The sequence below is a fragment of the Kitasatospora sp. NPDC002551 genome (assembly GCF_040296005.1).
Classification (GTDB): Bacteria; Actinomycetota; Actinomycetes; order Streptomycetales; family Streptomycetaceae; genus Kitasatospora.
This window is the reverse complement of sequence record NZ_JBEOWI010000022.1, coordinates 54,255-75,776: the sequence shown is the minus strand read 5'-3', so window position 1 is coordinate 75,776 and position 21,522 is coordinate 54,255. Positions and strand designations below refer to the sequence as shown.

Sequence of the window (21,522 nt, the reverse complement as noted above, 5' to 3'; positions counted from 1 at the left end):
TCAGCCTCCCTGGACGATCATGGTGGCGCTGCCGCGGCCGGTGACGGTGGAGCTGCTGGGCCACAGCACGGGGGAGTAGGTCTCGGTGACGGACACGACGATGGAGTCGCCGGACCAGCTCACTGTGCCACTGGTGCCTGCGGACTTGAGGTAGGCGAGGGCGGCGGCCTGCGCGGCGTTGCGGTCGATGGTGATGCCCTCGCCGGCGATGACGCGGCCGGGGTTGACGCTCTGCGCGCCGGCGCGGGCCGCCTCCTGGGCCGCGGACTCGGCGTGGTTCAGCGCCGACAATTTGAGGGAGCCGTCGTACACGAAGGCGACGACGAGGAAGAGGGAAGCGGCGGCAACGGCGACGAAAAGGCTGAGCGCGCCCTTGTCGCCGCGTCGGTGGCGTGCGCGCAGGATCCGGCGGATGGTCATGAGGCGGGCCTTCCCCGGTAGGGGTCGATCGGGCTCGTGAACGAGGCTTTCACGGTCCGGCTGCCGGGCAGGCCCGGCAGCACGAGGTCGGACAGCGGGACGGTGCAGCTGACCGTCACGGTGACGCTGGCCGGGACGCCGAGGGCGGCCGTGAACCCGCCTGTGGGGATGTCGACCTTGAGGCCGTCGCATCGCACGCCCTGGTCGGCGAGGGTCTGCCGGGCGACCGTGGTGCCAGCCGTGCGGGCGGTGGCGCCGTCGCGTTCCAGGGAGGCGGCGCGGGCGGCGGCGCGCGCCGCCGCGGAGACGGTGCCGCTGGCGCTGCCGACCCGGCCGGCGACGACGACAAGGGCCAGGATGCCGAACAAGACCGGAAAGAGGATCGCCGCTTCGAGACTTATGCTGCCGCGGTCGCCGGTGCGGCGCCGCAGCAGAGCGGTGCGGGTGCGGGTCATGGAGCGGTCACCCGCTCGCGCGCGGCGGTGGCGTGCTGGCGCACCGGCAGCGACAGGCCGGGGATCCAGGTCTCCACCCGGCCGGCGACGTCGATGCGCACGGTCGGGCCGTCGGTACCGGTGACGGAACGCCCGCTGATGCTGGCGCCCGCGCGGTCGAGGAAGTCGTTAGCGGCGGCGGTACCCGTCCCAATGCCGGCGCCCTGCACACGGGCGCGCTCCACCCCGCGCTGCGCCGCGGAGAGGGCGACGTTGCGGGCGTGGAACCACAGCCCGGCCTGGATGGCGGTGAACACGGTGAGCATGACGAGCGGGAACACGATGGCGAGTTCGAGGCTGATGGCGCCGCGGTCCCCGCGCCCGCGCGCCCGCCGGAGGCGGACGCGCGGGGCGGGGTGAGAGGTGGACACGGGGTGCTCCTGCGGTCGGTACGGGCCGGGGGCTGTGCGGCGGCTACTTGATCTGGCCCTGCTTCTCGGACAACTTGCTGGCGATGAAGGTGCCCAGGCCGATGGCGGCCAGGACCAGGGCTCCGATGAGGATGGCCGCCTCGATGGAGAGGCCGCCCTTCTCCCTCTCGGTGCGCAGGCGGGCGGTGTTGTAGCGGATGTGGGTGAGGAACGCCTGGACGACGGGGTCGGTGGCGGCGAGCGCCTGGTAGGCGCGGTTCGGCAGAGCACGCATGATCGTTGCCTTTCTGGTCGGTCGGTGAAGGGTCAGGCGGCCATGATCCGCGCGATGGCGGGGTAGCCGATGTAGACGGCCATGAGCATGACGAGTGCCGTGACGGGGATGATCATCTTTTCGCTGGCGATGTTCGCCTGGGCCTGGGCCTCGGTCATCAGAGCGCCGCGCAGACCGGAGGCCTGCGCCTGGAGGGTGGTGTAGACGGAGGCGCCCTCCTCACCGGCGACGGCGATGATGTCGGCCGGCGCGGCGAGCTCGGGGACGCCGAGTTCGTCGGCGAGCTGACGCAGGCCCTGCCACGGCGGCAGGCCGGCGAGTTCGGCGCGCCGCAGCGCGTCGCGCAGGCGGGTGAACACCCAGCCCTCGCCGATGGCCGCCGCTTTGTGCAGCGCCTCGCTCGGCCCCGCGTCGGCGGCGCGCTCCAGGCACACCAGTTCAAGGTAGGAAGCGGTGGCGGCGCGGAACTCCTGCCTCGCGACTGCCGCTTCCTCACGGACGTTCGCGTCCGGCACGAGCCAGGCCAGCGCGGCGAGGCCGATGCTGGCGAGCGCCGGCACGGTGAGGCCGAGCCGGCCGCCGCCGAGGGCGACGACGGCTGGCAGCAGCGCCGGGAACAGCAGGCCCAGCAGGGCGAAGCCCAGCTTCTCGCCGACGTGCCGGGCCGGGGTGCGGCCCAGCAGCTCCAGATCCCGGCGGGGCAGACGGATCACGCCTTCGCCGAGCTGACCGAGCAGCCGGCCGCCGAGCCGCTCCAGAACCGAGGTCTGCGCTGCGCGGGCGCCCGGGCCGGCGTGTTCCAGGCGCCGCGCGTCGGTGCGGCGCAGCAGGTCCGTGAGGTCGGGGCGGCTTCGGGTGGCACCGGCGATGGCGACGGTGAGGCCGAGGCCCGCGACGGCGCCGGCGAGGATCGCGGGGGCGGTGGCGATCACGTGCCCTCCTGGCTGGTGGTGTCCGGGCCGGAGAGGAACCGGGGAGTGGGCTTGGACAGGGCCATGCGCCGCATCCACACCAGCGTCGCGGCGAACGCGGTGGCCAGGAGGAGCAGCAGGAGGTGGCCGAAGGGCGTGCTGTAGGGGGCGACGTAGCCGCCGGACACGACGGACACACCGAACACGGCCAGGCAGAACAAGGAGACCCAGCGCATGTTGGCGCGCGGCTTCTCGCGGTCGGCCTCGATCTTGCGGCGCATGAGGACCTCCTCGGACAGCTGGCCGGCGAGCACCTTCAGGGCGGTGCTCAGGCCCGCACCGCGGTCGTGGACGTGACCGATCATCAGCGCCGCCACGGAGTCGGCGGTCGCGTCGTCCAGGTCGTCCGCGAACTGGCGGTAGGCGTCCTGAGGGCGCCACCGGGTGGCGAGCCGCGAGGCCAGGCGGGAGATCTCGGGCGCGATCCGCTCCGGGGCGCTGCGCACGCTGCTGGTGACGGCCTGCTCCAGGCTGATGCCGGCGGTGTGGATGTCGGCCAGGCGCCGCACCCACTCCTCCAGTGCCTCCAGGCGCTCGATGCGGTCCTTGCCGCCGCGGCCGGGCTGCAGGATCCACGGCATGCCGAGGATGGCCGCCGCGGTGAGCAGGCCGCCGAGCAGCCAGGACGTCAGCAGCCACACGAGCAGGCCGACCGCGCCGGCGGCGGCGATCAGCAGGCGGCCGCGGCCGCGAAGTGCGGTGGTGGCCTCGCGGGCCCGGCGCTGCAGCCGGCCGGGCGGGCGGGCGGGCGCAGGCCCGCTGGCGCCGACGGCACCGTAGACGGCGAGGGCCAGGCCGAGGACGGCGACGGTGCCGCAGACCGCGGCGAGCAGGGCGGTGGGGGAGAGGTTCACAGGGAGGTCACCGTCCTCAGCTCCTGCTCCCACCGGCCCCACGGCTGTTGGAAGACGTTCGGGTCGAGTCCGGCCCGCACCAGGTCGCCGATGCACTGCGGCTGCATGATGGGCACCGCGCGCGGTTCGCGACGGCCGCCGTCCTCGCGCGGCCCGAAGATCGTCTGCCGGGAGGGCCGGCCGCCCTCGCCGACACCGGTCAGCTCGACGACCTCGGCGACGAAGCGGTGGCGCGCACCGCCGACGGCGGTCTCATCGACCAGTCTCAGGTAGATCACGAAATCGATCGCGTTCGCGACGACCCTGTACGCGAGGGCGTCGGTCATGCCCGTGCCGGCCTCCATCGCCAGCATGACGAGACGCTCGATGGTCATCGCGGCCGAGCGGGCGTGGACGGTGGCCATCGACCCGCCCTCGCCCTCCTGCATCGCGTGGAGCATCGGCAGCACCTCGGCGCCGCGGACCTCGCCGACCAGGACGCGGCGCAGCGACATACGCAGCGACTGGCGGAACAGGTCGGTGAGGGTGACCTCGCCGACGTTCCGGCCGGTCGCGTCGCGTTCGCCGTTGCCCTCGCGGCCCTCCAGCGCGAGGACGCTCGGGCCGTGGGGGTCGGTGTGCAGCCAGAGCTCGTACTCGCCCTCGATGGTGCCGATCCGTTCGGTCGGCGGGATCTCGCGGGCCATCGCCCGCAGCAGGCTGGTCTTGCCGACGCCCTGACTGCCCGCGATGATCACGTTCTTTCGGGCCTTCACCAGGGCGGCCAGGAAGGCCTCCAGGCACGGGTCGATGGTGCCCCAGCGCCGCAGGTCAGCCAGGCCCTGGGAGCGGGTGCGGTGGCGCCGGATCACGACGTGCGGGCGGGGGGAGTTGAAGGCGACGGCGGCGAGCCGGGATCCGTCCCGCAGGCGGGTGTTGAGCAGCGGGCTGGCCGAGGTCAGGGCCCGCTCGCCCTGCCCTTGGGTGCGCACCAGCGTGTTGACCAGCTCGATCAGCTCGTCGTCGCTGTCGGCCACCGGTGCGACCTTCTGCCGGGGCCGGTCGCGGTAGTCGACCCAGACCTCGTCGCCGTCGATGACGATGTTCTCGGCGTCGGGGTCGTTGAGGAGAGGCTGCAGGCGGCCGGCCTGGAACAAGGCCTCGTACACGGCGACGCGCACGGCCTGTTCGTCGGCCTGGCTCAGCGGGCGGGAGGTGGCGGCGTAGTCGGTCGCCCACGCGCCGACCGCGGAGGTGACCAGCGACTGGCCCAGCTGGCCGAGGTCGGCCTGCGACATGCCCGGCTTGTCCGCAGTGGCCTGGGCGAGGCGCTCGGCCACCTGGCGGCGCAGGGCCACGACCTCCTCGTAGGGGACCGGGAGCGTGCCGGGCGCCTCCACGACGACCGGCCCCGGCACCACCGGGCCGCCACCGGACAACGCGGCGGGCCGGCCGGAGCCGGTGCCAGGGGAGGGGACGCTCCAGCCGGAGCCGCCGGCCTGACCGGCCAGCAGCGCGTCGCGGAAGCGGGCCTGGCGGCCCGAGCCCGCAGGAGCCGACGTGGTGTCAGACACGGGCGGCCTCCCGGGAGGTGCGCGGGGCGATCTGGACGCGGCGGCGGGTGGCCGCCAGGGTGATCGGCTCGTGGGCGGTGCGGGCCGCGCGGGTCAGCGGCGCCAGCGCGAACCGGCCCCGCGCCCGTCCGCTGCCGCCGAGGACGGCGGCCGTCGCCGGATCGTCCGGCAGCGTCGCCACCACCGGCACCCCGAGCGCGGCCGCGACCTCCGTGGCGCGGAAGCCCTCGCCCTCGATCAGCAGAACACCGAGCGCACCGGAGCCGGTGCCGTGACGGTCCAGGTCCTCGCGCAGCACCCGCACCACCGGCGCGGAGGCCGCCACCGACGACGCGTTCGCCCGCACCACCAGCAGCACCTGGTCGGCCAGACGCAGCAGCGGGGCGGGGGAGTACAGGGCGCTGAGCCGCTGCGCGGACTCCACCACCACCCGACCGGCGTCGACCAGGATGTCGAACCCGTCCTCCTCCATGACCTGGAGTAGCCTGTGCAGCGGCTCCCAGGTGCCGGCCAGCGACGGCGCCTGCGCCGGGTCGGTCAGCCCCGGCAGCAACAGCCGGTTCCCCTCCGTGTCCAGCGGCACCAGATGCTGCTCGAAGACTTCGGGCAGGGAGCCGTCCCGCTCGGCCGTAGCGAGGCGGTGCAGACCCACCGCAGCGGTCGGCGTCCCGCCGAGGAAGCCGGCCCGGACCGTGCCGCCCGCCGGGTCGCACTCCGCCAGCACGGTGCGCTTCGGGCTCGCGAGCGCCAGCGCCAGGCAACTGGTCGTCACTCCGCTGCTCTTCGCGGACGTCAGGGCGACGATCATCACGCCCTCGCCTTCACGACCAGGGCCACGCGGCCGGTGGCCGCCCACGACGCGACGACCGGACTGTCCACCGCCGAGACCGCCAGATCCACGACCCGGGCGCCGTTGGCGTCCGGCTCGCCGACCTGCAGCACCACCGCCTCGATCGTCGAAGGCCGGGCACCGGTGGCGGCCTTGTCGTCCTGCGGCCCGGGCGTGGCGACGACGTGGACCTCGTCACCGGCCTGCAGCGCGCGCGCCGGCACCTGGCCCGCCTTTACCAGCACGCCCACCCTCTCCTTGCCGGCCGCGATCGGCTGACCCGTGCGCACGGAGGAGTCGGTGACCAGGGCGCCGGCGGGAAGGTCCGCGGCGGCGGTCTTGCCGAGGATGTCGGCGCTGCGGGTGACCGGGACCGGGTGCAGGGCGGGGTCGGCGACCATCGACGCACTGCGCAGGTCATCGGCCGTGATCACCTTGCCGGCCGGGATGTCGCGCGCCACCGCGATGACGTCGGTGCGCTGGCCGGCCTGGTTGACGAGGTAGGCGCCGGCCAGACCGCCGACGGCGGCCAGCGCGACGCCGACGGCCACCAGCGCGGGACGGCGGCTGCGCCGGGTGCCCGGATCGGACACCGGCAGAGCGGCGGCCGGAGCGGACGTGCCCGCCTGGACGGGGGCACGGCGGGGCCGGGAAAGGGTAGGTGCCATGAGAGTCCTTCAGAGGAGTTCTTCGGAGCGCCAGGCGTCGTGGTGCTGTCGTCAGCGGACGTTGAGGGACTGGGCCTCGGCGATGGCCACGGCGGTCGCCGCCGTGCGGTCGGTGTTGATCCGCCCCGACGCGCCGGTGGTGGCGGTCCAGTCGACGACCCACTTGCTGGTGGCGTTGATCGCGTAGCGGCCCGGCTTGGTATAGGTGTGGCCGCACTCCGGCCGGGCTGTGCCGTAGGCGGGCAGGTACGGCTTGCCGGGGGTGGTGCAGGTGACCGTGGATCCGTCGCCGGTGGTCCACAGGATGCGGTCCACGTGCGCGGTGGCGGTCACGGTGACCCCGCCTGCGGAGGCAGATCCGCTCTTCGGGCCCCAGGTGGTGTCCTTGGGCGTGTTCCACAGCCACACCGGCAGGCCGACCAGGCTCGGCGAGCCCGGCTTGGGCGCGATGCCGATGTCCGCGCCCGTCAGCAGCATCGACTCCACCACCTGCTGGGCGAGGACGGCGGGGTCGATCACGACGGTTCCGCCCTGGCCGGGGGGAGGGGCGGCGCTGTAGATGTCGCCGCTCATCAGCTCGGCGCCCTTGGCCAGGCACACGCGGTTGTAGAGCGCGCCCTGCCCCGGCGTCCAGTCCTTCGGGATGCCGGGTGCCGTCTTCCAGCGATAGCTGTCCGGCGGCGGCTGGGGATCGAAGGCCTTCCAGTAGCAGCTGTCGTTGGGGTTGAACCACCCGTACTTCTCGACGGAGCACGGCACTTCGCCACCGTCGATCACGCACACGGCCTTGCCCCCGCCGGAGCCGCCGCCCGTGGTACCCGAGCCGCCGCCCGTGGTCCCGGTGCCTCCTCCGGTCCCGGTGCCGCCGCCCGGCTTCGTTCCGCCGCCCCCCGCGTGCAGGTCGCAGTTGGGCACACTCGGAGGGCACTCGACGCCCCCGTCGGCCCAGGCCATCGGAGATGGGAGTGTGAACGCGGCCAGCCCGAGCACGCCCAGGCCAGCGGCGGCCCGGGCTCTGTTCAGCACGTCTGTTCCCGGTCGTAGGCCGAGTCCGTGACCAGCCACCTGCCGTCGAGGAGCTGGACGACCGAGTTCATGACCTGCCGGTACTTGCCGTCGGTGATGGACTGCTGCCCCGTGGTCTTGTTGACGGGCAGGAAGTTGCTGGTGTCCACGCAGTCGCGGATGGTCACACGGTTCGGCTGGCCCTGGAGGTCCACGGCCTGCACCTGCGGGGTGAGCAGGGGATGGCCCTTTACTGCCAGGTTGTTCTTCTCGTAGTAGGCGACCGCGACCTTCACGCCGGCCAGCGCCTTGTCAGCGGTGTACGCCTCCAGGTTGTCGACGCCGTCGAGAGAGCCGGCGGTGTAGGCCTTCACCATGAGCGCCCACATGCCGTTGTAGGCGGCCAGAGCGCCTTCCTTGGCCTGCTGCGACGGGTCGGCGCTGCTTGGCGCCGGTGCAGGTGAGGCGGGCGGCGACGGCGAGGCCTGGGCAGTCGTGGGGGAGGTCTGAGGCTTGTCGGAAGCTGATGAGCAGCCGGCTGTGGCGCTCAGGAGCAACAGGCCGGCGAACACCACTGCAGGGCGTGTGCGTACCCGTGGGAACGGGCCCTCGGCTCGAATCGGCTCCGCCCCGTAGGTCGGCGTAGCCAGACCCCCGGCATCCTGCTTGCTCGTTCCTAGACTCACGTTCTCTGCCCAACTCGGGTTGATCCGGCGTGAACCGGCCTGAATTCGAATTTGACCCAGATGTGTCAAGAAATTTGGGTCAGCGTGCGACCCCGATCGTGCGGGAGGGAGTCATGCCGGGCCCCCACCTGCGGCTGATTGTGCGCTTCACCGACTGTGTCACGTGCTTAACAGTTGGATCCGCCCCCCGTTACTTGGCCTTGCGGCGGCGCCGGCCGGGCGACGAGGTCAGTGCAGCGTGCACGTATGGCCGCGTCAGCCCAGACGCATTTGCCTCAGGCTTGAGGATGGTCACGATACGCAACTTTTGAGTCGCTGTCTGCATGATTTTGGTCATAGCGAGTGTGCTCCTGGCATAGTCACGCGACTAAAAGAGCAATAGTCTTTAAATGTATACAAAGTGTTATTTAGTGTTAAATCGGTCAATTTGCCCACTCATGGAACCCCTGTCACCCGTCTGATTCACCGATTCGGGTGTAGCCATCGCTTCGCGGATCGAGCACGTCCTTGCCAGTTCCGGCGACTTCCGGCGGCGTTCCGCCGGTGTGAATGGCCCGGTTCATGGCACCCCTTCCCGGTTCACCGGAGACGGTCGTGCGGGTTCGGCAGGCGACCATGGTGGCCCGCGCCCGTGGCCACTGTCCTGAGTAGAAGTACTCAAGGCGCTCGGGGTAGTTTGCGGCCATCAGCCAGGCCCGGCCCTGGCAGTCGCCCTAGGGCCCGCCGGACATCCGGCCCCTCCGCTATTCGGCCCGGTTCACCGGTTTTGGTGCAGCTGGCGGGCGTCCGGGCCTCCGTCGCCGCGGGGTCTGAGGTGCCGTCAGGACTGCCGCCGTCCCGCCGCCAGGCGGCGGCGTTCCGCCCTGCTGCACCATCTGACCGCCGTTGCCGAGGGAGTTCAGGAAGGCGAGCACCACCGCGTCCTGGCCCTGGGCGCGCAGCAGGCGCTGCTCGACCGGCTGGGCCTGTACGGCCCGGTTCGCCGATGCGGTCATCCGTCCGACCAGCTGGGGGCTGTAGTAGTCCTTGAAGACCTCCTTGACCTGCGGTCCCTCCACGCGCAGCGGGCCGACCGGGGCGCCATTGACGGTGACCTGGACGTAGTGCTCGAAGCGGCGCAGCTCGGCGACGGCGGCCGGGTCGACCATGCCGTGCCACTCGTCGGTGACCGCCCTGATGGCGGCCACGGCGCCTGCGGTGGTGCTCACCACCGAGCTGTTCTGCATCAGTGATTCCCGGGTGGTCGGCTGGACGCGGCCCAGGTGCTGGACCATGACGTGCAGCCGGACCTTGAACTTGCGCAGCTGCTCGGTGATGCTCGCGAAGGTCGGCCCGCCGGCCGGGTCGAGGCTGATGAGCTCGTCGGCGAAGACGTGATAGGGCCGCCGGGCGTCCTCGGCGGTGTCCCGGCGTGACAGGCCGTCACGCAGGAGGTCCTGCATGATCATCGAGATCAGGAGGCGGTCGCTCGGCCCGGTGCCCTCCAGGCACAACCACACGATCTTGCCGTCGTCCATCGCCTTGCGGATGTCATAGGCGCCGGTCGGGTTGCCGAGGAAGGCCCGGGTGACCGGGTTCGCGGTCAGGCGGTCCAGGGGGTTGGTCACGGGGGCGAGGACGTCCGGCGGGTAGGCGGCGAACGTGGTCTCCCACCAGCGGCGCTGCTCGGCGGACAGCATGTCCAGGATCGGGCGCTGCACCTCCTGGTCGGTGAGCAGGGTGCGTACCTGCAGGAGTGTGGCTTGCGCGTCGGGGCGGCCGGCGTTGCAGGCGGCGAGGTTGTAGGTCACCAGGGCCTCGATCGCCTTGGTGAGGATGGTTGCGGCCCGCGGGTGGGTGGCTTCGCTCCACGACAGGGCCGTGGCCAGGGCGTCGACTGCGGCGGTGACGGTCCTTGCCGGGTTCTGGCCCCGGTCCATGCCGATCATGTTCCAGCTCGGGATGACAGCGCCCGGTTCCTCCGCCCGGGCCAGGTCGATCCGGCAGACCAGGGAGGACAGGGCCGGGTGCGCCAGATAGGGGGCGACCGAGCGCCAGGTGTCGCCGTGCGGGTCGACGAACAGCAGGCCTTCGCCGGCAAGGGCCACGGCCAGCGCCTGGACGAGGGCCCACTCGGTCTTGCCGTAGTTCGCCTTGCCCACCTTGATGCTGAAGAGGAACTCGGTGAGCAGGCCGGCGATCAGGCGCCGTCGGCCGTCGGGGTACTTCAGGTAGCCGTGCGGCACCAGGGGCTTGCCGGGCACGTAGTCGGGCAGCTCGGAGGCGAGCACGGGGAGCACGCTGTGCGCGGTCGGGGGCTTGAGAAGTCCTTGGAGCTCGGAGATGTGTACCCAGTTCGGCTTGCGGGGGGCCACCTGCCCGGTGGTCCAGCGCTTGTCGAAGGCGGCGCGGCGGTGGCGGCTGTCCGCGCTCCAGGTCAGCCAGAGGAACCGGCCGGCGTCCTGGGCGAGCCTGCTGCCGTCGCCGAACACGTCCATGGCGGCGGTCAGCTGGCCGAGCAGCTGGCGGGCGCGGCCCTCCATGGTGGAGGTGCAGCGCACCAGCACCTGGATCCGCACCAGTCCCCGCGAGCTGGCGAGCCGGCCGAGCGCCTTGTCGGTGTCGAGGGGCTGCGCGCGCGGAGCGGGAACCAGCGGAAGCCTGCGAGGCGGCGACGGCTCGAACAGGCTGGCCAGCTGGAAGCGCCAGGAGTCCTGGACGTCCTGGGCGTCGGCGGCGGCGTGTCCGGCGGCCTTCCGGGCTCGCGTGCGCTCCTTGTCCCGCTCCTCGTGGAGGATCTGCCACTGGCGCAGCTTCACCTGCCAGCGGGGGATGGGCTGCAGGTCGAGGACGACTTCGGCGACCTCGCCCAGCTCGGTGCGGATGTCCGCGACGGCGTCGATGATCGGCTGGAGCGGATCGGGCTCCAGCGGCACCTCGCGCAGCGCCGCCGACGCCCGGCCCCTGAGCACGAACTCGGCCCGTACGGCGTGCAGGCGCTCGGCCTTCTCCTCCTCTTCCTCGCCTTCCGGGGCCTTCTTCTTCCGTTCCTTGCGCGGCTTCTTCTTCTCCTCCTTCCTCGCTGCGGCCTCCGCCCGCAGTTGCTCGGCCCAGGAGTCCTCGGCGGGTGCCGCCTTCTCCACCGTGACCTCGCGGTAGCGGCTGTCGCGCAGCAGGGTCGCGGCGTCGCAGTGCGCCTCCAGCGAGTACTCCAGCGGGGTGCTGCCGTCCGCCCTCAGACGTACCCGCACTCGCTTGGCCGCCTTCGGCGCCCACCATGGACCCCTGCCCGCGGCGCGCAGGACGACGGCGGCCTGGCGCCAGAGGTCCTCCATGCTCGGATCGAAGCGGCGGGTGGGGGTGAGGATGAAGCGCTGCCGGTCGGCCAGGGTCTTCATGAGTAGCCGGTAGCGGACGACGAAGGCGGTGACCGCCAGCGGCGTGACCACCAGCAGCACCAGGTCGCCGTTGTCGGAGAGCCAGCCGGCCGTCGCGGAGGCCCAGGACCACGCCGCCCGGGAGACGTCGGCGAGTGCCCGCGGAAGGCCGGACGCGGTGTTCATGCTCATCGCCGGGGCTCCCAGGTGCCGTTGACGAGGGTGAAGGAGAGGGTGGCGGGCCGGTGGTCGCCGTACTCGCCGGTGGGGGAGGTCCCTGCCCACAGCAGGTCGACCGCGGCGTGCTCGCGGTCGCCCTTGGCGGTGTGGGCGATCGCCGCCTGCACCCGGAACCCGGTGTAGAAGTACGGCCTCCCGCCAGCCCCTTGGACGGCGGGGAAGTAGTCGGGCCATCTCTGGCGGCCCTCGCCGGTCGCCTCCGCCGTCCACACGGCCCGGGCCAGCGCGCTGAGCTGCTCGGCGGTCTCGGCCGGGAGGTCGCTGGGGTGCTGCGCGTTCAGGGCGGCCTGGATCGCGGGGTCGCCCTGAGGGCCGTCGCCCGCCGCAGCGGCGCCCGAGGGCAGCTGGGCGGCCGGCGTGGCGGTGGTGGCGGTCGCTTCGGGGGAGGGGGCTTCGCTGGTGGGCGGAGCGGTCGCGGTCGCGGGGGTGGTGGTGGCGGAGGCGGTGGTGCCGGCCGCAGGGGGTTCCGGGGCCGCCGTCGGTACGCCGGCGGGGGAGTGGGCGGCGCCGTGGGGGCTGCTGCCGGGGACGATCAGGGCGAGTCCGGCCGCGAGCAGGACGGCGGCACCGGCGGCGGGGACGATAATCGAGCGCTTTGTACGCATTTATGACGTTTCTCTCATTTCAGGACGCGGGCGCCGCCCGCGAAGTCGTAATTCCAGACCGCAGCCTGTTTGACTGAATCACCCGGTTTTGGGGCATTTATCATCTGTCCGCCGCCGATGTAGAGGCCGACGTGGTAGATGCCCTGCGCGGAGTTGCCGAAGAAGACCATGTCGCCGGGCTGGAGGGCGCTGACGCCGGCGGAGGCGGGGATGCGCTGGCCGACGTTCGCCTGGTCGGAGGCGACACGGGGGAGCTGGACGCCGACCTTCGAGAAGGCGTAGATCATCAGCCCGGAGCAGTCGAAGCCCGTCACCAGCCGGCCGTCCTGGCCGCCCCCCGAGCAGCAGATCCCCGTGGTCGGGCCACTGGCAGAGCCGCCGCCCCACGAGTAGGGGACTCCCGTTTGGCTGCGGGCCGCCTCGATCACCGTCCGCACCTGGTCCGGGACGTCGCCGGTCGGCGCCTGCTCGCCCAGCGCGGCGTACTGGCCAGCCCACCGCAGCACCTCGTCCACGTAGGCGTTCGAGGCGTTGTAGCTGTACACCGCCTTCCTCAGCTGCGCGTTGTCGGTCAGGTCCCGGCCGTCGCCGCACAGGTACAGGGCGGCGGCCAGGGTCTCGTCGTCCGCGTGGTTCGGGTTCGCCCCGCCCTCGGGGCGGACCCGGGCGGCGTACCCCGCGAACGTGGACGGCAGGAACTGCATCGGGCCGACGGCTGCGTCGAACTGGCTGTTGCCATCCCACTTCCCGCCGTCGGAATCCGGGATCGCCGTCGTGTTGCCGCCCGCGCCCGAGCCGTTGAGGACGGGGCCGATGATCGAGGGGGTGATGAGCCCGGCGGGGTCGATCTGGTGGCCGGAGGCGTGGTTCGACTCGGCCTTGCCGATGCCGGCCAGCAACTGCCAGGACATCCCCTTGCAGGCCGGGACCATCTGCGGCACGGCCCCGGCGGCCCGTACATAGGCCTGCACCATCCGGCCCGGGATGTCGCTGATCATCCCCAGCGGAGCGGTGCTGCCCGGGTCCGCCCCGTCGATCATGCTGATGACGGACAGGGAGAGCAGCCCGAGCACCATCAGCACCCCAAGGCAGCCGAGCCGGCGGACATGCCGGAACACCTTCACAGGTCCAGCCCCCCGTCGAAGCCGTCGCCCGCGCCGTCGCCGCCGCCCGGGTCTGCGGCATCGCCGGTGCTACCGAGGTGACGGCGCATCCGCCAGGCCTCCAGCGAGCGCCGCCCCGGGTCCGGGTCCATCAGCCGAGGGTTGACCCGGCGAAGGACCGAGGGGTCCATGGCGGGATCCACCGGATCTGCAGGATCAGGAACCACGGTGGGCTCCGGGGTCGGGGCGGGCGCGGGGCCGGACGGGATCTGGAGGCCGTAGACGAGTTCCCCTGTGATGGGGTCGACCATGAGATTCGGATCATCCTCGACCAGAACGACCGGGCTTGCCGGAGGCGCGACGTCCGGCCCCAGAGCCCCCCAGACGTTGGACGGCCCGCTGTCGGCCGGGCCGGCGTGCACGACAACCCTGTCCGCGCCGCCGGCGGTGCCGTCGTCGATTCCGGCAGTGATGGGATCGACCGCGTAGAACGGATACTCGCCGCCGCGGTCGCGGGCGTGCTCCCAGACCTGCCCGTGTTCGGCGGGGGCGTAGTGGCGCACCCCCTCGCTCGGCTCCTGGAAGGGGTCACCGACAGCCAGGTCGTATCCCACGGAGACGGTGTCCCGGGCCGACTCGTACATGCTGCGCATACCGTCGACCAGCGGGGCCACGTGGGTGTCCGCCATGACGGCGGCCTGAAGGTACTGGTGCCGGGCTGCGCCCTTGACGGTGTTGTAGACGCCCTGGGCGGTCTGCGCCGTCTTGAGGAACCCTGCCTTCTCGTCGTTCCACCAGGCCTTGCGCACGTTGGAGTAGTGCCGCCACTGCTGGTCGGCGTGGTCCCGCAGGATGCCGCCCGCCCGGTTGAGCCGGGTCAGCGTGGCCGGAGCCCCGGCGGTGACGTCCCACCCGAACTTGCCGGCCTTCCCCGCGAGCAGGGCCATCCGCCCGGCTCGCGTGTTCAGGAGCCGGTTGTGCACCGCGTGCCCGAGCGGTGTGACGCCGCCCCTCGGCATCAGCACCTGCCGGCCGCCGGCCGTGATGATCGGGGCGGACTGCCCACCCGGACCGGTGGGACGACCAGGGCGCCCGGGCCCGCCCGTTCCGCCGGGACCGTGAGGGCCGCCGTGCGGCGGCTGGATCGCCCCGCCGAAGGGCCCGACCTGGCCGACGGGCTTGAGCCGGCGGGCCAGCTTGTGCGGCGGCAGCGGATTGCCGACCGCCAGCTGGTGGGCCGCCCGCACCGGCAGGGCGAGCGCGGCCATGCCGCGGCGCACCTCCCCGTAGGCGCCGGCCGCCATCGCGGCGGCGTTCATCTTGCCCAGCCCCGGATCGGCCAGCGCGGCCAGGCCCTCACCGATACGGGCCCGGCGCAGCAGCGACGAGTTGCCAGCCGCCGAACTGCCGAACCCGCCACCGAATCCGAGCCCGCCGTGCAGGCCGCCGTACCCGCCGCCCGAATTCAGGCCCTGGTGGCCGAGCGCCTGCGACATGGCCAGCCCGAGCCCGGAATTCTCGCCCATGAAAAGCGAGCCGCCGATCCGCGCGAACCTCATGCGGTTCGCGAACCGGTCGCCCAGCCGGCTGGCGGCGGCGAACACCCGTCTGTGGAAGACGAGGATGACCACCGCGAAGGCGTCCATGATCAGCAGGCGCTGGATCATGACCGTGTCCTGTTGGTTCGTCAGGATGCTGTTGGCCCCGAGAGCGAACAGCGGGATCATCACGGAGACCGCCAACTCCGTCACCACACTTGTCAGGAACACCCCCAGCCACTTCCACAAGGCGGCCCGGTTCCCGCCCGGCAGCATCGCCCAGACCCCGGCGGCGCCCGTCAGGGACGCGGCGATCACGTCGGCGAACTGGCAGCCGAGGTGCACCAGCGCCATACCGAGCACCACGATCGCTATCAGCAGCACCGCCAGCAGCACCAACCCGACGCCGCCCACCCGGTCCCAGTTGCTGTTCACCGCGAAGTTGTAGGCGTTCTTGCCCTCGTCGCCGTGCTTCTTCAGCTCCGACTTCAGCTCGTCCCAGGACGAGGTGTCCTTGCAGATCGCGTTGTTGCCCGGCAGCCAGGAGATCCCGCAGTCGCTGCTGTCCTTGCCCTTGATCTGGCCGTGAATCCAACGGTAATGGACGTCCGCCAGCGCCTTCTCGTTGGCGCTGCTGGAACCGGGGTCCGGGATGATCCCGTACTGCAACAGCTGGTAGGGCTGCACGACGAGACTCTTCGTCAGCATCATGCGCATCGGGCAGGAAGGGTCCTTCTTGTCCTGGTCGGAGGTGCAGCCCGGATCGGGCCCGTTCACCCCGGCCGCGAGCTCGCCCGCCTGGTGCGCCGCCTGCTGCGCCTGGGCGACCGGGCCCCGCTCGCCGAGCACCGCGCGCGGGGTCAACGCGGGCATCAGCACGATCGTGGACAGCAGCAGGGTGATCAGCATCTCGCCGGCCCCGCGTCCCACCTTGCCTCGCATGATCAGCAGGCAGCCGAAGGCCACGCCTGCGGCCATGAACACCCCGTACATGCCCAGGTCGTTGCCGAGGATCTGGAAGAACTCGTAGTGCAGACCCTGGGCCGTCTCGATCAGCGTGCTGACGATCGGGAAGTCCCAGATCCACTGAATGGCCCAGCACATGAGGCCCACCAGCAGCCGCACCAGAGCGAAGCCTCCGCCAAGCAGCAGGTTGCACACGTGGCTGCGGATGTCCGTGGTGCCGCCGTTGTCGGACTTGAGGTCGTAGTTGTCGAGCGGCACGCCCTCGCTGCTCAGCACATTGAGGGGAGCGAGCACACCGCCGCGCTCGCCGTCCGCGGCGAACGCGGACTGCGTGCCTGCGGCCGTGAACAGGTAGGTCATGCCGAGGGTCATCAGCACGGTGCGCCGGCCGGGCCAGTACAGGGCGGCGAAGGTGCGAAGGCGCCGCCAGGCCGCGCCCGCCCTACGGGCACGCGAGACGAACCGGCCGGCCGTACGGGCCAGGGGCTCGGGGATCAGGCGGCCGGTCATCGAAGCGCCAACTTCCTGGTCTGGCCCGCGCCGCGCCCGGCGGCCGGGCGCTTGCTGACGGGGGTGGTGAAGATCGCGTCGTACTTGGGCAGATTCGGGATCAGGACCTGGATCAGGCCGATCCGGCCGCGGGTGTCGCGCAGGAGCATCTCGCCGGCGCGGTTGGCCTGGCCGTGCGGGGACAGGCCGCCGGTGACCAGCTGGACGAGCGTCTCGTCGTCGTCGGGCAGGCCCAGGAACTCCAGCCCCCGCCGGGCCATGGCATCGTCGGTGGTGCGCGCGAGCACCCGCTGCACGATCAGACCACGGACCGTCTCGTCGCCCAGGTCCAGCGCGTCGTGCCCGCCCGCGCACCAGCCCGCGTTGTGCTTGCGCCCGTCGTGCGCAAGCTCGTTGATCAGCGCGGAGCCCTCGGCGGAGGAGGTCAGCCAGTACACCTCGTCGAAGATCACAGCGGCGAAGCGGTGCAGGTCCGAGAACGAAATGTGCCTGCTGATCGCGGCGATCAGGTAGAGCACCGCCCTACCGATCAGCGCCTCCAGCGGCTGGGTGCGCAGCACCTCCGGCCGTCCGAGGGCCTCCTTCGGAGGCAGCGTCAGGCCGTTGGTCGTGAACACGACAAGGTCGGCGGTCAGGGCGGACATGCTCAGCGCCGGAAGCGACTGGTCGAAGACCATCCGGGCCAGCCGGGCGTCGGCCACCGTGCTGAGCAGGTCGAGGACGTCCGCGGCCGCCTCACCGCGGTTGCCGCCCTCGGTCGAGATGGACCGCAGCTCCTCCAGCACCAGCCCCATGTGCGGGTGCCGCGAGCCGGCGGCCGCCTTCACAGCCCGGCTCAGCGCCGCGCCGCCGGCCGACATCGCCTCCATCTGCGTCTGCAGCAGCAGGTAGCTGAGCGCGGCCGCCTCACCCTGCGCCGTCGGCAGCACCCGCAGCGGGTCGATGCTGACCGTCGCATCGGCGGCGTCGATCACCTGGTGGCGCCCCGGCGCGGCGGTACGCGCGAAGTGCGCGTACTCCCGGTGGTTGGTGCGGTCGATGACGATCGCCCGGTGCCCGCGGTCGATCAGGTCGGACGTGACCTTCTTCAACATCACCGACTTCCCCGACCCGAGGTCACCGAGGACCGCCAGGCTCGCCGCGATGTTGGCGCCAGGAGCGGAGGCCAGGTCCAGGTGCACCGGACGGACCGTGCCGCAGTCCAGCGACCGGCCGATCATCGGACCGGTGTCGTCGCCAACCTCCCCGACCGTCAGCGGACCGGTCATCGCCCAGTCCTCGGACAACTGGAACTGGGTGCACTCGCGGGCCCGCAGTGCAGGGCCGGCGCCCGGAAGCCCGAACTGGAACATCCTCACCTGCCCGCCGCGTGGCCGGATCGCCCGGTAGTCCGCCCCGCCCAGCCGGCCCTTCAGGTCGCGGGCCCGGTCGTCGCACAGCTGCGTGGTCGACCCCCACACCGTGAACACGGTGCGGGACTGAACCTCCAGCTCGACCGAGGTACGCCCGAGCCGGGCCTCCTGCTCGCCCAGGATCTCGGCCGCGCCGTGCAGCGAATCCGGGGTGCCGGTCGGATGAGCCGCCCACTGGTCCGCCTGGTCGCTGAGCTCTGCCTTCTTCTTCGCGATCGCCCGCTTGGCCTTCGCACTGTCGACCAGCGTCAGGTCGACGACCGCGTCCACCGGGTAGGGCAGCAGCTCCAGCTGCGCCAGGATGTCGGCCGAACCCTCCACGACGGCCTCGGGGATCTCCTCCAGAGCAAGGTGCGCCTGGTAGCCGGTCCCGTCCTCGGTCTCCACCTGGAGCCACACCTTCGACAGCGCGCCGCCGTCGAAGCGCGAGGCGAACCAGTTGCGCCAGCCGCCCGACTCCTTGCGGCGGGCTGCGGGCTCCTGTCCGGCCTCCAGCAGCCGGACCTGGCCCAGGCTCGCGTAGCCGGGGCTGCGCAGCCGGGCGCCGACGACCTTGCCCTCGAAGCGGCGGCCGTGCTCGGCCTCGGCCAGGAGCGGCTCGACCTGGCCGCGATGCACGGCGTGCTGGTGGATCCAGACGACCTCGGCCGGCCGGGCCGGGCGCACCTGCAGCCCGCCGCCGAAGTCCGACTCGACCTGCCGGGCCACTCCCCTATATAGCTGCACCTCGCTGACGGGCACCGGCGCGACGGGCAGGCCAGCCTGCTCCCCGAGGGTCGCCCACACGGAGCCGCCCGCCTGGGTGAGCTGGGCGGCCCGGCCGGGCACCTGCAGCGGCAGCGCCAGCCACAGGGTCCGGCGGTGCATCTCCGAGTCGTCGACCATGAACGCGGCCGCGGCCGCGCTCTCTCGGGTCCCGGGGTTGGCGTCCAGGTCTATGCCGGCGACGACCCGATCGAAGACCTCGCGGGCCTCGACCCGCGCGCACAGGCTGTACAGCCGGGCGTTGCCCGTCAGGGACCGCACCAGGGAGGTGACCCGGCGCAGGACCTCCTGGCGCTCCAGATCGGAGGAGTAGCGCGAGCCGATCGGCTCCACGCGCCAGAAGCCCCAGACGGTGCCGGTGGTCGACCACATCAGGTGGCCGGACAGATGGCGGAACGCTGCGACCCTCACGACGGGTCTCCCTTCTGTGCGGAGTGGATGGCCGCGGCTGCGGCGAGCATCTGCTGAAGCGGGGTGAGGGCCGGTGCGGAGGCCGCGGTCCGGACCGGCAGCGGGTCCGGGTCCGGACCGGGCGGACGCGGCTCGAAGATGCTGAGGCCGGGCTCCGGCTCCTCGGCCGGTTCCCCGCCGTGCGCCCCGGCCGGGGCGGCGGCCGGGGCGCCTGCCTCCTCGGGGAGGCCCTGGTGCCCGGCGGCGCCTTCGAAGGTGAACCCGGCGCCGGCCAGGACGACGGGGCGGATCGGCCGCACCGCCCGCCCGCCGATCTGTCCGGCCCGGGGGGACACCGCCAGCGACAGGGCGTCGGCCAGCACCAGGAACGGCGACCGGCCGGCGATCCGTGAGTGCCGCGCGGCCCAGATCGCCGCCGCCCACACCGCCAGCGGCAGCGGGCCGAGCACCGGCGCCCACCACGAGGCGGTCTTGACCAGAACGAACGCCCCGACACCGGCCACCACAAGCTGCGGGGGGGTGTACGGCCCCATGGGCAGGCGCCAGTCGCCGATCTTGCCCAGCACCCAGGGATGCCGACGGGCCTTCGTGTAGGAGCGGCCGATCCGGGGACGCGCGGCGCTGCTCACGCCCGGCCCAGCTGTCCGGTGAACACACCGCCGGGCACCTCACGGGGAAGCTCGCCGGCACCCAGGTAGGGAGCGGGTACTGCGGGCTTGGTCTCCTGGACCTCGTCCCGGAAGATGTTGGAGAAGGAGATCCGGTTGTCGAACAGGCTCCAGCAGATGACCAGGCCGATCACGCCGCCGATCGCCGCCTTGATCGACATCTTCCGCATCGCGTGAACGACCACGATCGAGGTCAGGCCGATCATGAGGCCGCTGGCGACCCAGCCGACGAGGGTCGTCGCCCAGCTGTTTCCGATGTTCTGCAGGGGTCCGGCGAGCTGGGTCACGGCCGCGCTCCGTTCGAGGAGGAGGGAGACGGCGACGGCGGGCTCGCCACGCCGGAGGGAGAGGCGGAGCCCGGCACGGTGGCGACGGCGACCGGCGCGAGCGCCGAGACCTCCCAGCGGCCGGCACGAGCAACGAGGCGCAGCGGGTAGACCAGCGGCCAGTCACCCGAGGCGTCCGTCGCCTGGACGACGGCCTGGACCACCAGGACCGAGCCGTCGGCAGGCGAGGCCAGGACGGAGGTGGTGGTGGCGAGTGCCTTGAGGGTGACCTGGGTGTAGGTCGAGCCGGGAGCCGGGATCGCCGCGCCGGGCGCCAGGTAGCGGGAGCTGTCCCCGACACCCGTCAGGTACGCGCTGAGGTAGCCGGTGACCGTCTCCCGCAACAGCCCGTCACCGACCTGGGCGCCGTAGTCCGGCACCGCCGGGTCCGGCCCGGACAGCGAAGAGGGAGCGGCCACCTGGGCGGGGGCCGCCGAGATCACGAGGGCGTCCGGCGCGCCGCCGGAGCCGGCGGTCCGGGTCATCGCCACCGGGACCGCGAAGTAGCGGACCTCCGTCGTCCCGGGCTGGGTGCCCCTGCCCTGCGCAGAGCCCTGCGCAACGTTCTGCGCAGGGTTCGGCGTGGGCTGGCCGCTCTGCGCATCGGCCGGCGGGACCACGACGGTGGCCGCCACCGTCACCTGCCAGGTGCGCCCGCCTATCGGCTGGCTGCGCACGGCGATCGTCTTCTGGACAGTCAGGCGCGCAGTGGACTTCGGCCGCGGCAGGTCCACGCCGGGGGCCATTGCGCGCAGCGCAGTCGAAGCGGTGCTGTCGCCGGAGCTGCGCAGCCACAGGTCGACGAACTGTTCGGCGTAGCCGGTCGGAGGCGCGATCGCCAAGGGGACTGCGGGCGCGGCGGCCGGTGCGGCAGAGGTGGTCTGCACGCCGATGACGGCGAGGGCGAGGGCGAGCGGCCCGGCGGCGATCGAGGCGAGGATGCCGCCGCGAAGGAGGCCGGTCCGGGCACGGGCCCGGCGCAGTTCACCCCCGTCGGCGATCGGGGCGGGGGCCGGCGCTCGGTCGCGCCGGTTGAAGAGAGGACTCACGAAGGTCTCCTGGGAGGTCGTCAGCGGATCAGCAGGCGACCGAGGAAACCCCGCGACCGTTGGTGAAACCCTTGGTGGGAGAGCGCCCTGGGGTAACACCTCCACAACGGCCATCACCAATGCTTTGACCTGGTGATTTGCTGGCCTGCGCGGATTCCTTGGTGGACCGCCCGGATACCTTGGTGGCCGGGCGGGGGCCGGCGGCGGATACCTTGGTGGCCCTCCGGCCCGGCCGCCGGGAAACCTTGGTGGCCCTCTCCCTGCACCGGCCGATTCCTTGGTGGAGGCCCCTCCGGGTGCCCGCCAACCTTGGTGACGGCCCCTCGGGCGGGCCACGAACCTTGGTACGGGGGTGACCCCCGGTTCGCCAGCCTTGGTGGCCCGCCCCGGGGCCGGCGCGTCCGGGGACGGCCGCCCGTTGCGGGGTGACAGCCGGTACCCCTCCCGC

19 protein-coding genes are annotated in these 21,522 nt (G+C 72.4%); all 19 read right to left on the bottom strand.

The window, feature by feature from the left end; translation table 11 throughout:
• Nucleotides 1-420, bottom strand: coding sequence for a hypothetical protein (locus tag ABT093_RS20000; RefSeq protein ID WP_350566007.1), 420 nt, complete (start codon nt 418-420; stop codon nt 1-3).
• A complete protein-coding gene (locus ABT093_RS19995) occupies nt 417-875 on the bottom strand; it encodes a TadE/TadG family type IV pilus assembly protein (protein ID WP_350566005.1) in 459 nt (152 codons plus the stop codon). Before ABT093_RS19995 ends, ABT093_RS20000 begins: the two co-directional genes overlap by 4 nt.
• Nucleotides 872-1,285, bottom strand: a complete 414-nt coding sequence (locus ABT093_RS19990) for a TadE family protein (protein ID WP_350566003.1) — start codon at nt 1,283-1,285, stop codon at nt 872-874. The genes ABT093_RS19995 and ABT093_RS19990 overlap by 4 nt, the downstream gene beginning before the upstream one ends.
• Nucleotides 1,286-1,328: 43 nt before the next feature.
• Nucleotides 1,329-1,559, bottom strand: a complete 231-nt coding sequence (locus ABT093_RS19985) for a hypothetical protein (RefSeq protein WP_350566002.1) — start codon at nt 1,557-1,559, stop codon at nt 1,329-1,331.
• A gap of 32 nt (nt 1,560-1,591) precedes the next feature.
• Nucleotides 1,592-2,491, bottom strand: coding sequence for a type II secretion system F family protein (locus ABT093_RS19980; protein WP_350566000.1), 900 nt, complete (start codon nt 2,489-2,491; stop codon nt 1,592-1,594).
• On the bottom strand, nt 2,488-3,384 hold the full coding sequence (locus ABT093_RS19975; protein WP_350565998.1) for a type II secretion system F family protein: 897 nt from the start codon (nt 3,382-3,384) through the stop codon (nt 2,488-2,490). The genes ABT093_RS19980 and ABT093_RS19975 overlap by 4 nt, the downstream gene beginning before the upstream one ends.
• Entirely contained in the window at nt 3,381-4,937 is a 1,557-nt protein-coding gene (locus ABT093_RS19970) for a TadA family conjugal transfer-associated ATPase (protein ID WP_350565995.1), read from the bottom strand. The genes ABT093_RS19975 and ABT093_RS19970 overlap by 4 nt, the downstream gene beginning before the upstream one ends.
• On the bottom strand, nt 4,930-5,745 hold the full coding sequence (locus ABT093_RS19965; protein WP_350565994.1) for a CpaE/TadZ family protein: 816 nt from the start codon (nt 5,743-5,745) through the stop codon (nt 4,930-4,932). Before ABT093_RS19965 ends, ABT093_RS19970 begins: the two co-directional genes overlap by 8 nt.
• The gene (locus ABT093_RS19960) at nt 5,745-6,434 is read right to left on the bottom strand and encodes an SAF domain-containing protein (protein WP_350565992.1); all 690 of its coding nucleotides are present in this window, start codon (nt 6,432-6,434) and stop codon (nt 5,745-5,747) included. The genes ABT093_RS19965 and ABT093_RS19960 overlap by 1 nt, the downstream gene beginning before the upstream one ends.
• A 51-nt stretch (nt 6,435-6,485) precedes the next feature.
• The gene (locus ABT093_RS19955; protein ID WP_350565990.1) at nt 6,486-7,193 is read right to left on the bottom strand and encodes an ATP/GTP-binding protein; all 708 of its coding nucleotides are present in this window, start codon (nt 7,191-7,193) and stop codon (nt 6,486-6,488) included.
• Between the two features lie 260 nt (nt 7,194-7,453).
• On the bottom strand, nt 7,454-7,816 hold the full coding sequence (locus ABT093_RS19950) for a hypothetical protein (RefSeq protein ID WP_350565988.1): 363 nt from the start codon (nt 7,814-7,816) through the stop codon (nt 7,454-7,456).
• A 1,052-nt stretch (nt 7,817-8,868) separates the two neighbouring features.
• Entirely contained in the window at nt 8,869-11,673 is a 2,805-nt protein-coding gene (locus tag ABT093_RS19945; RefSeq protein ID WP_350565986.1) for a type IV secretory system conjugative DNA transfer family protein, read from the bottom strand.
• Nucleotides 11,670-12,326 (bottom strand): hypothetical protein, encoded by a 657-nt coding sequence (locus ABT093_RS19940; protein ID WP_350565984.1) that lies wholly within the window; start codon nt 12,324-12,326, stop codon nt 11,670-11,672. Before ABT093_RS19940 ends, ABT093_RS19945 begins: the two co-directional genes overlap by 4 nt.
• Nucleotides 12,327-12,340: 14 nt before the next feature.
• The gene (locus tag ABT093_RS19935; RefSeq protein ID WP_350565982.1) at nt 12,341-13,444 is read right to left on the bottom strand and encodes a C40 family peptidase; all 1,104 of its coding nucleotides are present in this window, start codon (nt 13,442-13,444) and stop codon (nt 12,341-12,343) included.
• Nucleotides 13,445-13,446: 2 nt separating this feature from the next.
• Complete coding sequence (locus ABT093_RS19930; protein ID WP_350565980.1) at nt 13,447-16,443, bottom strand: hypothetical protein; 2,997 nt, start codon at nt 16,441-16,443, stop codon at nt 13,447-13,449.
• Nucleotides 16,440-19,031, bottom strand: a complete 2,592-nt coding sequence (locus ABT093_RS19925) for an ATP-binding protein (protein WP_350565978.1) — start codon at nt 19,029-19,031, stop codon at nt 16,440-16,442. The genes ABT093_RS19930 and ABT093_RS19925 overlap by 4 nt, the downstream gene beginning before the upstream one ends.
• Nucleotides 19,028-19,660, bottom strand: coding sequence for a hypothetical protein (locus tag ABT093_RS19920; RefSeq protein ID WP_350565976.1), 633 nt, complete (start codon nt 19,658-19,660; stop codon nt 19,028-19,030). The genes ABT093_RS19925 and ABT093_RS19920 overlap by 4 nt, the downstream gene beginning before the upstream one ends.
• Complete coding sequence (locus ABT093_RS19915) at nt 19,657-19,986, bottom strand: hypothetical protein (protein ID WP_350565974.1); 330 nt, start codon at nt 19,984-19,986, stop codon at nt 19,657-19,659. Before ABT093_RS19915 ends, ABT093_RS19920 begins: the two co-directional genes overlap by 4 nt.
• Nucleotides 19,983-21,074 carry a hypothetical protein gene (locus ABT093_RS19910; RefSeq protein WP_350565972.1) on the bottom strand — a complete coding sequence of 364 codons (1,092 nt, stop codon included), beginning with the start codon at nt 21,072-21,074 and terminating at the stop codon, nt 19,983-19,985. Before ABT093_RS19910 ends, ABT093_RS19915 begins: the two co-directional genes overlap by 4 nt.
• Between the last annotated feature and the right edge of the window lie 448 nt (nt 21,075-21,522).